Source organism: Herbaspirillum sp. alder98, from assembly GCF_020179755.1.
Lineage (GTDB): Bacteria > Pseudomonadota > Gammaproteobacteria > Burkholderiales > Burkholderiaceae_D > Herbaspirillum.
On the sequence record NZ_JAIUCY010000004.1, the window covers coordinates 81,717 to 94,529 of the forward strand.

The window sequence follows — 12,813 nt, forward strand, 5'->3', positions numbered from 1 at the left end:
TCAGCGAGAAAATCCTTTAGCAAACAATTTCAGATGAAAAGTTTGATGAATTTCGATGAAGGGGGATGTCCACCAACAACATTCAAAATGAATGCGAGTCAAAGCTTTTTAATTTTTCTCAGGTGCCAGGACTGCGATGGGATGAGCGTCGATCCTCGGCGTCAAGACGCGGCAACACAGGATGGCGTTTGCTGCGGTGCGATACAAAAATGCACTCCTCGAACACGAACTCGATCGTCGGTGCTGTACGCACAAGGCCTGCCACGCCTCTGCCGATCTGCAATGAGCAGGCGCAATGACTAAGCCGCCAACAATCCTGCGTGCCGCTCCAGCGCTTCCAGCACGATCGGCGACAGGCCAGCGCCCTGGGTCTGCTCGACATGCGCCAGCAAGGCGCGGCGCATGCGCGGTTCCCAGAAGCGCTTGATGTGCGCTGCCAGGTCGGCCACCGCCTGCTCGTGGTCGGGCATGGTCGAAAAGAAACTGCCGATCTGGTTGGCCATCTTGATCAGGTTCGCTGCATTCACGACTGTCTCCTCGTTGCGGTTCAGATCAAACGATGCGGCCGGGCATACACCACATGCCCCTGCTTGCGCACAAACCCCAGCAGCGTCACATCGGTCTCTTCGGCCAGGCGGATCGCCAGCGCAGTCGGGGCCGAGATGGCGGCGATGAAACCGATGCCGACCGTGGCCGCCTTCTGCACCATTTCATAACTGGCGCGACTGGTGATGATGGCCGCGCCGCGGGCGAAATCGGCGCCCTCTTCGGCCAGTGCGCCGATCAACTTGTCCAGCGCGTTATGCCGGCCCACGTCTTCGCGCACCAGCGCAATCCGGCCGTCCTCGCCCAGCCAGGCGGCGGCATGGGTGGCGCCGGTGACCTGCTGCAATTGCTGGCCGCCCTGCATCTGTTCCAGCGCGGCATGGATCTGCGCCATCGTGAAGCGCGCACCGTCAGCTGCTACTGCCTTGGGATGACGCACTGCCTGTTCCAGCGTCTCGGCGCCGCACAGGCCGCAACCGGTGCGACCGGTCAGGTTGCGACGCTTCTCCTTCAAGGCCACGAAGCGCTCGGTGGCGATGCGCATCTGCACCTGCACCCCTTCGCATCCGGGCACGATCTCGCATTCGTATAACTCGCCGGGGTCGGCCACGATGCCTTCGGTCAGCGAAAAGCCTAACGCAAAGTCTTCCAGGTCGGCCGGCGTGGCCATCATCACGGCGTGCGAGATGCCGTTGTATTCGAGCGCGATGGGGACTTCTTCGGCCACCACGTCGTCCACCGTTTCACGCTGACCGTCGCGCCAGCGCTCGACGCTGACGCGGGCCGAGGTGGCGTAGTCACCGGTGACGGCATCGAGTTGGGGAGACTGCGGGGTGCGTGCGTTCATGCTGATCAATTCATTCGTTGCGTCGTCCCTGCAAAAGCTGGGACGACGGGTATAAAGTTATTTTTTTGCCGGCTCGATCACTTGGTCACCAACGGCTCGCCCTGCTTCTCGCCGCCCAGCAACTCCAGCTGCTCGCGATTGAACTGCTGGTATTGCTGCTGCCACTGCGAAGGCTGCGTCACCGGCAACACCTGCACCGCCGTCACCTTGTACTCGGGGCAATTGGTGGCCCAGTCCGAGTTGTCGGTGGTGATCACGTTGGCGCCCGACTCGGGGAAGTGGAAGGTGGTGTAGACCACCCCCGGCTGCACCTTTTCGGTCACCGTGGCGCGCAACACGGTCTGCCCTGCGCGCGACTCGATGCCGACCCAGTCGCCTTCGCGAATGCCACGGTCCTCGGCATCGTGCGGGTGGATCTCAAGGCGGTCTTCGCTATGCCACTGCGAGTTCTCGGTGCGACGCGTCTGGGCCCCGACGTTGTACTGCGACAGAATGCGACCGGTGGTCAGGATCAACGGATAACGCTGCGTCACCTTCTCGTCGGTGGCGAAATACTGGGTGTTGAGAAACTTGCCCTTGCCGCGGATGAAACTGCCCACATGCATGATCGGCGTGCCCTCGGGGGCGGCGGCATTGCAGGGCCACTGGATACTGCCCAGTTGCTCCAGGCGGGCATAGTTGACGCCATTGAAACTGGGCGTCAGGGCGGCGATTTCATCCATGATTTCCGACGGGTGATTGTACGGCATCGGGTATCCGAGCGCAGCGGCCAGGGCCACCGTGACTTCCCAGTCCGACTTGCCGGCCGCAGGCGGCATCACCTTGCGCACGCGCGAGATGCGGCGCTCGGCATTGGTGAAGGTGCCATCCTTCTCCAGGAACGACGAGCCCGGCAAAAATACGTGCGCATACTTGGCCGTTTCGTTAAGAAACAGGTCTTGCACCACGATGCATTCCATCGCCTGCAATGCCGCCGCCACGTGCTGGGTATTGGGGTCGGACTGCACGATATCCTCGCCTTCGCAGTACAGGCCCTTGAAGCTGCCGTCCAGCGCAGCGTCGAACATGTTGGGAATGCGCAAGCCCGGCTCGGGATTGAGGGATACGCCCCAGGCCTGCTCGAAGGTGGAGCGCACGGTCGAATCCGAGATATGGCGATAGCCCGGCAACTCGTGCGGGAACGAGCCCATGTCGCATGAACCCTGCACGTTGTTCTGGCCGCGCAACGGGTTCACCCCCACGCCTTCACGGCCGACGTTGCCGGTGCACATGGCCAGGTTGGCGATGCCGATCACGGTGGTCGAGCCCTGCGCATGCTCGGTCACGCCCAGGCCGTAATAGATGGCCGCGTTGCCGCCGGTGGCGAACAGGCGCGCCGCGCCCCGGATATCCTCGGCCGGCACGCCGGTGACGGCGGCCATCGCTTCGGGCGAGTTGTCCGGGCGCAGCACGAACTGTTTCCAGTCTTCGTACGATTGCAGGTCGCAGCGTTCATGGATGTAGTCTTCCTGCTGCAGGCCTTCGGACAGAATCACATGCGCCAGCGCGGTGATGATCGCCACGTTGGTGCCGGGGCGCAGCTTGAGGTGAAAATCGGCCTGCACGTGGGGCGACTTGACCATCTCGGTGCTGCGCGGATCGATCACGATCAGCCGTGCGCCCTGGCGCACCCGGCGCTTGATCTGCGATGCGAACACCGGGTGGCCCGAGGCCGGATTGGCACCCATGATCAGGATCACGTCTGACTTCATCACCGAATCGAAGGTCTGGGTGCCGGCCGATTCGCCCAGCGTCTGCTTCAGGCCATAACCGGTGGGCGAGTGACAGACCCGGGCGCAGGTGTCGACATTGTTGTTGCCGAAGGCGGCGCGCACCAGCTTCTGCACCAGGTAGGTTTCTTCGTTGGTGCAGCGTGACGAGGTGATGCCGCCGATCGAATCCTTGCCATGCTGTTGCTGGATGCGGCGGAATTCACTGGCCGCATATGCCAGCGCCTGCTCCCACGAGACTTCCTGCCAGGGATCATTGATGCTCTTGCGGATCATCGGGTTGAGGATGCGGTCCTTGTGGGTCGCATAGCCCCAGGCAAAACGCCCCTTCACGCACGAGTGACCATGGTTGGCGCGGCCATCCTTGTAGGGCACCATGCGCACCACTTCATTGCCCTTCATCTCGGCCTTGAAGGCGCAGCCGACGCCGCAATAGGCGCAGGTGGTCACATGGCTATGCTCGGCCTGGCCCAACATGATCACGCTCTTCTCGGTCAGCGTGGCGGTGGGGCAGGCCTGCACGCAGGCGCCGCACGAGACGCATTCGGATTCCATGAAGCTTTCCATCTGGCCGGCCGACACGCGCGAGGCAAAGCCGCGTCCGTCGATGGTGAGGGCGAAGGTGCCCTGCGTCTCTTCGCAAGCCCGCACGCAACGGTTGCAGACGATGCATTTCGAGGGATCGTAGGTGAAGTAAGGATTCGATTCATCCTTCTTCATCTTCGTATGGTTCTCGCCTTCCGGGTCATAGCGCACCTCGCGCAGGCCAACCACCCCTGCCATGTCCTGCAACTCGCAGTTACCGTTGGTGGGGCAGGTCAGGCAATCCAGCGGATGGTCCGAGATATAAAGCTCCATCACGCCGCGCCGGATCTCGGCCAACTTCGGCGTTTGCGTCTGCACCTTCATGCCTGGCTCGCAGGGCGTGGTGCAGGAAGCCGGATAGCCCTTCATGCGGCGACCGTCCTTTTCGATCTCGACCAGGCACAGCCGGCACGAGCCGAACGGCTCCAGGCTGTCGGTGGCGCACAGCTTGGGCACATTGACGCCGGCCTCGACGGCGGCCCGCATGACCGAGGTGCCGGCCGGGACCGTGATGGTCATGCCGTCGATTTCCAGCGTGATCTGCTGTTCGGCAACACGTGCCGGCGTACCGTAATCGGTTTGGTTGAGATGGTTCATGCTGAACTCCTCGATGTCGATAGGGGATACCCGGCTCAGGCGGCCTGTTCGCCGGGGGTGCCGAAGTCTTCAGGAAAATGCGTCAGCGCCGACAACACCGGAAACGGCGTCATGCCGCCCATGGCGCACAACGAGCCATTGACCATGGTGTCGCACAGGCTGCGCAACAAGCGGATCTGCTGTGGCCGATCGTTGTTGGCGATGATCTTGTCGATCACCTCGACGCCGCGGGTGGAACCGATGCGGCAAGGCGTGCACTTGCCGCACGATTCGACCGCGCAGAACGCCATCGCATAGCGCGCCTGGCGTGCCATGTCGACCGTGTCGTCAAACGCCACCAGGCCGCCGTGGCCGATCATGGCACCAATGGCCGCGAAGGCTTCGTAGTCGAGCGGGGTATCGAACTGGTGCGGGGCGATATAGGCGCCCAGCGGGCCGCCCATCTGCACCGCCCGAATCGGCCGCCCGCTGTCGCTGCCGCCGCCGAAGTCGTCCAGCAACTGGCGCAGCGTCAGGCCGAAGGCTTTCTCGACCAGGCCGCCCTGCCTGATGTTGCCGGCCAGTTGAAACGGCAGCGTGCCGCTGGAACGCCCCACGCCATAGTTCTTGTAGAACGCCGCGCCGCGCGCCAGGATGATCGGCACCGAGGCCAGCGAGATCAGGTTGTTGATCACCGTCGGCTTGCCGAACAACCCCTGCAAGGCCGGCAGTGGCGGCTTGGCCCGCACCACCCCGCGCTTGCCTTCCAGGCTTTCGAGCATGGCGGTTTCTTCGCCGCAGATGTAGGCCCCGGCGCCCTTTCTCACCTCCAGCTGGAAGCTGTGCCCGCTGCCCAGCACGTTGCGGCCGAGATAGCCTTTTTCGGTAGCAATGGCGATCGCCTGCTGCAGCGTGGCGATCGCATGCGGGTATTCGGAACGCACGTAGACGTAGCCCTGCGTGGCGCCCACGGCGATGCCGGCGATGGTCATGCCCTCGATCAGCATGAAGGGATCGTCTTCCATCACCATGCGGTCCGAGAAGGTGCCCGAGTCGCCTTCATCGGCGTTGCACACCACGTACTTCTGCGCCGCGGTCGCGCCGGCCACCGTCTGCCATTTGATCCCGGTGGGGAAGGCCGCGCCGCCGCGACCGCGCAGGCCGGAATCGAGCACTTGCTGCACCACCGCCGCCGGCGTCATCGACAGCGCCTGGCGCAGGCCGACGTAGCCTTCATAGGCCAGGTAATCGTCCAGCGAGAGTGGGTCGGTGATGCCGACGCGGGCAAAGGTCAGGCGCTGCTGGTTTTTCAGATACGCCATGTCGTCGACCGGGCCTTGCCGCAGACGGTGCGTCCCGCCCTCCAGCAGACCGGCGTCGAACAGGCCTGGCACGTCCTCGGCGGCGACCGGGCCATAACCTATGCGACCGGCCTCCAGCGCCACTTCCACCAGCGGCTCCAGCCAGAACATGCCGCGCGAGCCATTGCGCACCAGCTTGACGCGCACGCCGCGCGACTCGGCTTCGCGCACGATGGCGGCGGCGACGTCATCGGCGCCCAGCGCCAGCGCGGTAGAGTCGCGTGGCACGTAGACGGTCACCGGATCAGGATAGGAAAGATGGTTCATCATGTCCCCCGCTTGGCCTGCACCAGACGCTGCAGTTTTGCCGCATCGACCCGCGCATGCAACTGGTCGTCGATGGTGACGTTGGGCCCGCAGGCGCACTGGCCCAGGCAATAGACCGGCTCCAGCATGAACTGGCCATCGCCGCTGCTTTCATGAAAACCGCAACCCAGCAGGTTCTGCGCCGCGTCGGCCAGCGCCTCGCCGCCGCGCGCCTGGCAAGCCTCGGCCCGGCACACCTGCACCACATGGCGCGCCGGCGCCTGCTGGCGGAAGTAGTGGTAGAACGAGATCACGCCGTGCACCTCGGCGCGCGAGACATTGAGCTCGGCGGCGATCAGCGCTACCGCGTCCGAAGGGATGTAGCCGATGCGATCCTGAATCCCGTGCAGGATGGGTAGCATCGCGCCCGCCATCTGCCCACGCTCGGCGATGATGCCGCGCACCGCTGCCACGTCGAAAACCTGTTGCCTTTCCATTGAAGTCTCCTGGCTTGCCATGAAGCGGCAGTCGTCCCTTCGGGATCTGCTGGCCTGCCGCACAAAAAATTCGGATGAAGGACAAAGGAGGAGAGACGGGAAAACGCTGGCGACAGCCAGGTCATCGGGCCATCGACGATGGCCGCGCGAACGGGTACAACGGGTCTCCGTGATTGCATGTTCTCCCTGCCTTTGCGGGTTGGTACAGAACAGACATGGCGGATCGATGCCCGCCTTTTCTTGATAGTCACTGACAAAAACCGCCTGCATGCAGTGCAGTTTTTGTCAGTGGCTTTCGCCACCGCGCCGGATCCCGCAGGACCCGGCGCTTACACCTTCAATGCGATCAACGGAACAGCACGGCCGTCTTCTGCAATGTCAGGGTGATGCCCCACACCAGCGGGATACCCACTGCCAGCCATGCTGCGCCGATCAGGACCGGGTTGCCGCCGCTGCCGATCTTGGACAGGTCGGCGCCCGATGCGGTGGCGGCAGCGTCGGCGGCCGATTTCTCGTGCGCCAGTTGCTTTTCACGCGCCAACTCTTCCGGCGTCATGAAGTGCTTGGCGGCCACCGGACGGATCAGCAGGTTGCAGATCAGGCCCAGCACCAGCATGCCGGCCAGGATGTACATCGTGGTGTTGTAGACCTGCTCACGCGGCATGCCCAGCGACAGCTGGTATTCGCGCATGTAGTTCACCACCACCGGACCCAGGATGCCGGCGGTCGCCCACGCGGTCAGCAGGCGACCGTGGATGGCGCCCACCATCTGGGTGCCGAACAGGTCGGCCAGGTAAGCCGGCACGGTGGCGAAACCGCCGCCGTACATCGACAGGATGATGCACACCGCGCCGACGAACAGCGCCACGCTGCCGGCCTGGGCCGACCATGGCAGGCTCACGTACAACACGAAGCCCAGCACGAAGAAGATCACGTAGGTCAGCTTGCGACCGAAGAAGTCCGAGCACGACGCCCAGGCAAAACGACCACCGATGTTGAACAGGCTGATCAGGCCGGTAAAGCCCGCTGCCAGTGCGGCGATGGCGGCCTTCTGTTCGACCGACAGGTCGTTGAAGCCGACATTGACGCCCAGCAGGTGACCGCCGAACACTTCCTGCAGCATCGGCGAGGAGATGCCGATGACGCCGATACCGGCCGACACGTTCAGGCACAGCACCAGCCACACCAGCCAGAACTGGGGAATGCCCCACACCTTGCTGACGTGCACGTGGTTCTGCGTGATCATGGTGTTGCTGGCCTGGGTCGCCGGTGGCGTCCAGCCGGCCGGCTTCCAGCCCGAAGGCGGCACCCGGTAGCCGAAGGCGCCGGCCATCATGAACACGAAGTAGATCGCGGCCATGGCGACGAAGGTTTCCCACACGCCGACCGAGGTCGGGGTGGCGAAATGGCGCATCAGCATGTCGGCCAGCGGGCTACCCACCAGCGCGCCGCCACCGAAGCCCATGATGGCCATGCCGGTGGCCATGCCACGACGGTCAGGGAACCACTTGATCAGGGTCGACACCGGCGAGATGTAACCCAGGCCCAGACCGATACCGCCGATCACGCCCGAGCCCACCCACATCAGCCACAGCTGGTGGGTCTTGACGCCGATGGCCGAGATCAGCAGACCGCCGCACCAGCACAATGCAGCCACCACACCGGCCTTGCGCGGACCGGCATGTTCCAGCCAGCCACCCCAGATCGCCGCCGAGATACCCAGCAGCACGAAGAACATGGTGTACATCCAGCCCAGCATCGAGATCTTCCAGTCACAGGTGGACGAGAAAATCTGGGCGAAGAAGCCGATATCGGCTCCGCAGGCGATCGGGGCGGTGACGCCCAGCGCCTTGGACAAGGGCAGCCAGAACACGGAAAAACCGTAGGCCATGCCAATACAAAGATGGATTGCGAGTGCAGCCGGCGGGACCAACCAACGGTTGAATCCGGGCTTGGCAACCGTATGTTCCTTTTGCAGGAAATCGAAAGCCATTATTCCTCCGAATACTTATTTAATGATGTGAATCGGAGAAACCCGTGGCAAACCCGGTGGAACCGCGTTACGGTTCACCCTTGCAAGAGGCCCCTCCCCTTTATATATGAACAACACCACATATATTTTTATCAAATTACGTGGGTTGCGGGCGAATTATCCTCCAAATTGACCTGGATCAATATGCTATATTTTGCATAAATGTATAAAGTCCACATCAAGCCTCACTGGGAGATTTCCCACGATAACGAGACCCCTCTCGACACCACCAACCTGCTGACTTTGCTAACGGCAATCCAGCAGAGCGGATCGATTGCGCAGGCCGCCCAGCAGATCCGTTATTCGTACCGGCATGCCTGGGGCCTGCTGCGCGATGCCGAGCGCATCTTCGACAACAACCTGATCGACAGCGGCCGCGGACGCGGCACCACGCTGACCGCTTTCGCCAACAAATTGCTGTGGGCCGACCGGCTGGTGACGGCACGGCTGTCGCCCACCCTCGACAGCCTGGCCTCGGAGCTCGAGACCGAACTGGGCAAGACGGTCAACGGCAGCGCGCAAACCATTCGCCTCAACGCCAGCCACGGTTTTGCGGTAGCCGCGCTGCTCGACAAACTGAACGCAGCGCGCTTGCCGGTGGAAGTGCGTTATCGCCACAGCACCGATGCGGTGGCGGCGTTGTCGCGCCAGGAATGCGACCTGGCCGGCTTTCATGTGCCGCTGGGCGAATTCGAGCGCCCCGCCATTGCCGCCTACGCCAAGTGGCTCAACGGTCGCAGCGACTGCCTGATCCACCTGGCGGTGCGCAGCCAGGGACTGTTTGTCCCGCCGGGCAACCCAAAGGGCGTGCGTTCGCTGGCCGACCTGACCCGCAATGAATTGCGCTTCGTCAATCGCGAAGCCGGCTCCGGCACGCGCATGCTGCTGGAACTGATGCTGGCCGACGCCGGCATCTCGCCCAAGAACATCAACGGCTTCGAAAACACCGAGTTCACCCACTCGGCGGTGGCCGCCTTCATCGCCAGCGGCATGGGCGATGTCGGCTTCGGGGTGCAGACCGCATCGCAACGCTTCGGGCTGGAATTCATCCCGCTGGTGCGCGAGCGCTACTTCTTTGCGCTGCCGGCGGCGTCCCTGCACGATCCCTTGATCCGGGCGGTGATCGACACCCTGCAGTCGAATGCCTTCCGCGGCGTGGTCAACAACCTGGCCGGCTACGACGCCACCGATACCGGTCGCATCATCACCCTCAAGGAAGCCTTCGGCTGACAGCGACTGCGCGCGATTGCTTGTCCGGCGGCAGCGAAGAGGCTACACTTCGCGCCCTTCCTGCGACACCCTGGTCGCAGCGGATCATGCCTTCTCTTGCCGTCGCTTCATGAACCTCGCCGCCCTCGATCCCAAGCTTCTCTCCCTGCTCGACGCCGTCCTCGACGAAACCCACCTGGCGCGTGCCGCCGCCCGTGTAGGCCTGCCGCTGGCGGCGGCCGCCGCCGCGCTGGAACGTTGCCGGCAGTTGTTTGCCGACCCGTTGCTGGAAGACGGCGGCCAAGCCATGCAACTGACCGCCACCGCCCAGGCCCTGCGCGAACCGCTGCGCCAGGTGCTGGCCGCGCGCACCGCACAGGCCGCAACAGAGGCTGCGCTCCCGCGCCAGGTGCGCATCGCGATGCCGGACTATCCGGCGCAGATGCTGGCCCAACCGCTGTATGAAGAACTGAGCGCCAGCGCACCGCATCTGGAGATCGTCTTTCAACCCTGGCTGAACCAGGCCGATGCCGCCAGCGCTCTCGAAACCGGAACTTGCGACGTCGCCATCGGTTCGGTCGCGCGCACCCATGGCAACCTGCGCAGCCGCGAAGTCCTGCAGGAGCGCTGCGTGGTGGTGATGCGCCACGACCATCCGGCAGCACACCAGTTGACCCTGCAGCGCTGGCTGACCTATCCGCACCTGGTGGTGTCGAGCCTGGATGAACTCAATCGCGCGGTCGACACGCAACTGGCCGCGCACGGACAAACCCGCCGCGTGGCCATGGTGGTGCCGCAGTTCCTGATGGTGCCGCCGCTGCTGCACAACTCGGACCTGATCGCCATGATGCCCATGCATTGCGTCCCGGCCGCGACCGCCGCCCATCCGGTGGCGCTGGCCTGCCTGCGTCCGCCGCTGCCGCTGCCGGGCCTGCCACTGCACTTGCTGCGCCACCGCCGCAGCGACGGCGACGATGCCGTCGAGCAGGTCGCGCAGGCATTGGAACGCCTCATCAAGAGCCGGGTGGCGGGACGTTGATGGCGCGTCGGCGTAATTGCCTAATATAAAAACGACAAGCACTGACACACCGTGGCCGGACTGAATCCCGTCGCGGCCATTCCGCAAGCTGCCGAAATGTGGCAGGCTTGCGCCATCTCAATTAATTCTCTGGAGTTGTCTGGCATGAGCCTCACCGAAAGCGACGTTGCCCCGCTGGAAATTCCGCATATCCAGCAGATCGAAGTGAACCAGCTGCAATGCCTGCGGGTACAGAACAGCCGCGGCGAATTGCTGCTGGCGTTGCAGGGCGCGCAGGTGTTGCGCTACCAGCCGCATGGCCAGGAACCCTTGATCTGGCTGAGCGACGAAGCCGCCTTCGAAGCCGGCCACGCGGTGCGCGGTGGCATCCCGGTCTGCTGGCCCTGGTTCGGCGACCTGATGCGCAATCCGCCACAGGTGCAGGCGCTGCATTCGGGCGGCCGCCTGCCGGCGCACGGCCTGGTACGCAGTATCGAATGGACGCTGCAGGAAAGCGCCATCGAAGGCGACCGCGTGCGGCTGCTGCTGGCCATTCCCGCCACCACTGACTCGCCCAGCCTGCGCCATCTGCCGCATGGGCTGGAGCTGCTGCTGGAGATCGTGCTGGACGACCGGCTGCACCTGAACCTGACCACCCGCAACGGCAGCGAGCAGCACCTGGCGCTGACCCAGGCGCTGCACAGCTACTTTGCGGTCTCCAACATCATCAACGTGACGGTCGAAGGGCTGGAAGGCCAGAACTACATCGAGACGCTAGAAGGCTGGGCCGAGCGCCAGCAGAAACGCGACCTGGTGGTCAGCAGCGAAACCGACCGCATCTATCTCGACCTGCCGCCGCGCCTGACGCTGCGCGACGAGGGCTGGAACCGCCGCATCCATATCGACGCCCGCGGTTCGACCTCGGCGGTGGTCTGGAATCCCTGGGTCAGCAAGGCGCGCCGGCTGTCGCAGTTTGCCGATGACGCCTGGCAGCACATGCTGTGCATCGAGACCGCCAACGTGATGAAGGACCTGGTCGAACTGGCGCCCGGCGAGGAACATACCCTGGGGGTAACACTCACAGGCGAGCCATTGGCCTGACGTGTTAGGATGCTGACAACTGTAACTAACATGATCACTGTGGCGAACATGCATCCCCGGCTGCGCGGCGCCGGTCACCGCATCTTGGCGAGCACCTTGTTCTGGAGCGTCATGCTGACCTTGCTGCTGGAAGACGATGTGGCCATGCTGGCCTGCATGTTCAGCTGATCGCGCACTTGCCTTGATTAACACCTCTTCCTTCCTGCCATCCACCAGGCGCCTGGTGGCCACTACCCTGCTGGCCCTGCTGGGCGGCGCGGCGCTGCCGGCGCATGCCGAGTGGCTGCCGCTGGGCGACAACAGCATCGGCAGCTTCTTCATCGACAAGAGCAGCATCGTCGCCACTCGCGGCATACGCCAGGCGCAGATCCTGCTGAACTGGACGCGCCCGCAATTGTTGATGGGCCAGGGCAGCAAGACCTATTACACCTCAGAGGTCTCGACCGCCTATTTCGACTGCGCCAATCACCAGTTAGGCTTTGGCAGCCGCAAGATGTATGCGCAGCCGGATGGAAAGGGCCAGGTGCTGCTGGCGCCGCAACTTTCGTATTCGGACGTCAAGCTGTCCGACCCGCCGCCCGGCTCCACCGGCGAGCGTGCCATCGATGCGGTGTGCGGCAAGTAAATTCTCTATGGCCGGGTCTTGCCGATTATCAAAAAAGTCGTCATAATCGCGGGCTTGCGTTGCCGGGATGGCGGAATAGGTAGACGCACGGGACTCAAAATCCCGCGCCGCAAGGCGTGCCGGTTCGATTCCGGCTCCCGGCACCAGAGGTTTGGTTCCAGAAGTAATGGTGGGTTGCAACAACGGTCGAGATGTCATGCAAATGCTCGCCTCCGTGGTGCGCCAGCCACACAAAATCAGGTGGGTACGATGAACTCGTTCCCGCCTTTTTTTTCGACCATGAATCAAATGTAAATTTGCGTATATTTAAGGCATGATGCCGTAGCATCTGTCTTTGATAACGCAGCTTCACATATATATACGCCGCCGGATCCAGCCTGCACAGCCAACAAAAAAAGCAG

At 63.4% G+C, this 12,813-nt stretch carries 11 protein-coding genes and 1 tRNA gene; 6 read left to right on the forward strand and 6 right to left on the reverse strand.

The window, feature by feature from the left end; genetic code table 11:
• Nucleotides 1-299: 299 nt before the first annotated feature.
• From LBW87_RS10915 to LBW87_RS10940, 6 genes are all read right to left on the reverse strand, one after another.
• Nucleotides 300-527 carry a formate dehydrogenase subunit delta gene (locus LBW87_RS10915; RefSeq protein WP_225201495.1) on the reverse strand — a complete coding sequence of 76 codons (228 nt, stop codon included), beginning with the start codon at nt 525-527 and terminating at the stop codon, nt 300-302.
• A gap of 20 nt (nt 528-547) precedes the next feature.
• On the reverse strand, nt 548-1,393 hold the full coding sequence (gene fdhD, locus LBW87_RS10920; protein ID WP_225201496.1) for a formate dehydrogenase accessory sulfurtransferase FdhD: 846 nt from the start codon (nt 1,391-1,393) through the stop codon (nt 548-550).
• Nucleotides 1,394-1,470: 77 nt separating this feature from the next.
• The gene (gene fdhF / locus LBW87_RS10925; RefSeq protein ID WP_225201497.1) at nt 1,471-4,344 is read right to left on the reverse strand and encodes a formate dehydrogenase subunit alpha; all 2,874 of its coding nucleotides are present in this window, start codon (nt 4,342-4,344) and stop codon (nt 1,471-1,473) included.
• A gap of 35 nt (nt 4,345-4,379) precedes the next feature.
• On the reverse strand, nt 4,380-5,954 hold the full coding sequence (locus tag LBW87_RS10930) for a formate dehydrogenase beta subunit (protein ID WP_225201498.1): 1,575 nt from the start codon (nt 5,952-5,954) through the stop codon (nt 4,380-4,382).
• Nucleotides 5,951-6,427, reverse strand: coding sequence for a formate dehydrogenase subunit gamma (locus tag LBW87_RS10935; protein WP_225201499.1), 477 nt, complete (start codon nt 6,425-6,427; stop codon nt 5,951-5,953). Before LBW87_RS10935 ends, LBW87_RS10930 begins: the two co-directional genes overlap by 4 nt.
• Nucleotides 6,428-6,773: 346 nt before the next feature.
• Entirely contained in the window at nt 6,774-8,420 is a 1,647-nt protein-coding gene (locus tag LBW87_RS10940; RefSeq protein ID WP_225201500.1) for an OFA family MFS transporter, read from the reverse strand.
• A gap of 201 nt (nt 8,421-8,621) precedes the next feature.
• Here LBW87_RS10940 and LBW87_RS10945 point away from each other — a divergent pair, with 201 nt between their 5' ends.
• The 6 genes from LBW87_RS10945 (at nt 8,622) to LBW87_RS10970 (ending at nt 12,558) form a co-directional block, all read left to right on the forward strand.
• Complete coding sequence (locus LBW87_RS10945; RefSeq protein WP_225201501.1) at nt 8,622-9,689, forward strand: substrate-binding domain-containing protein; 1,068 nt, start codon at nt 8,622-8,624, stop codon at nt 9,687-9,689.
• Between the two features lie 109 nt (nt 9,690-9,798).
• Nucleotides 9,799-10,707, forward strand: a complete 909-nt coding sequence (locus LBW87_RS10950) for a LysR family transcriptional regulator (RefSeq protein WP_225201502.1) — start codon at nt 9,799-9,801, stop codon at nt 10,705-10,707.
• A gap of 144 nt (nt 10,708-10,851) precedes the next feature.
• Nucleotides 10,852-11,787 carry a D-hexose-6-phosphate mutarotase gene (locus tag LBW87_RS10955; protein ID WP_225201503.1) on the forward strand — a complete coding sequence of 312 codons (936 nt, stop codon included), beginning with the start codon at nt 10,852-10,854 and terminating at the stop codon, nt 11,785-11,787.
• A gap of 30 nt (nt 11,788-11,817) precedes the next feature.
• Nucleotides 11,818-11,955 carry a hypothetical protein gene (locus LBW87_RS10960; protein WP_225201504.1) on the forward strand — a complete coding sequence of 46 codons (138 nt, stop codon included), beginning with the start codon at nt 11,818-11,820 and terminating at the stop codon, nt 11,953-11,955.
• A 52-nt stretch (nt 11,956-12,007) separates the two neighbouring features.
• Nucleotides 12,008-12,412, forward strand: a complete 405-nt coding sequence (locus LBW87_RS10965) for a surface-adhesin E family protein (protein WP_225201870.1) — start codon at nt 12,008-12,010, stop codon at nt 12,410-12,412.
• 61 nt (nt 12,413-12,473) lie between these two features.
• Nucleotides 12,474-12,558 (forward strand) — tRNA-Leu (locus tag LBW87_RS10970).
• Nucleotides 12,559-12,813: the final 255 nt, after the last annotated feature.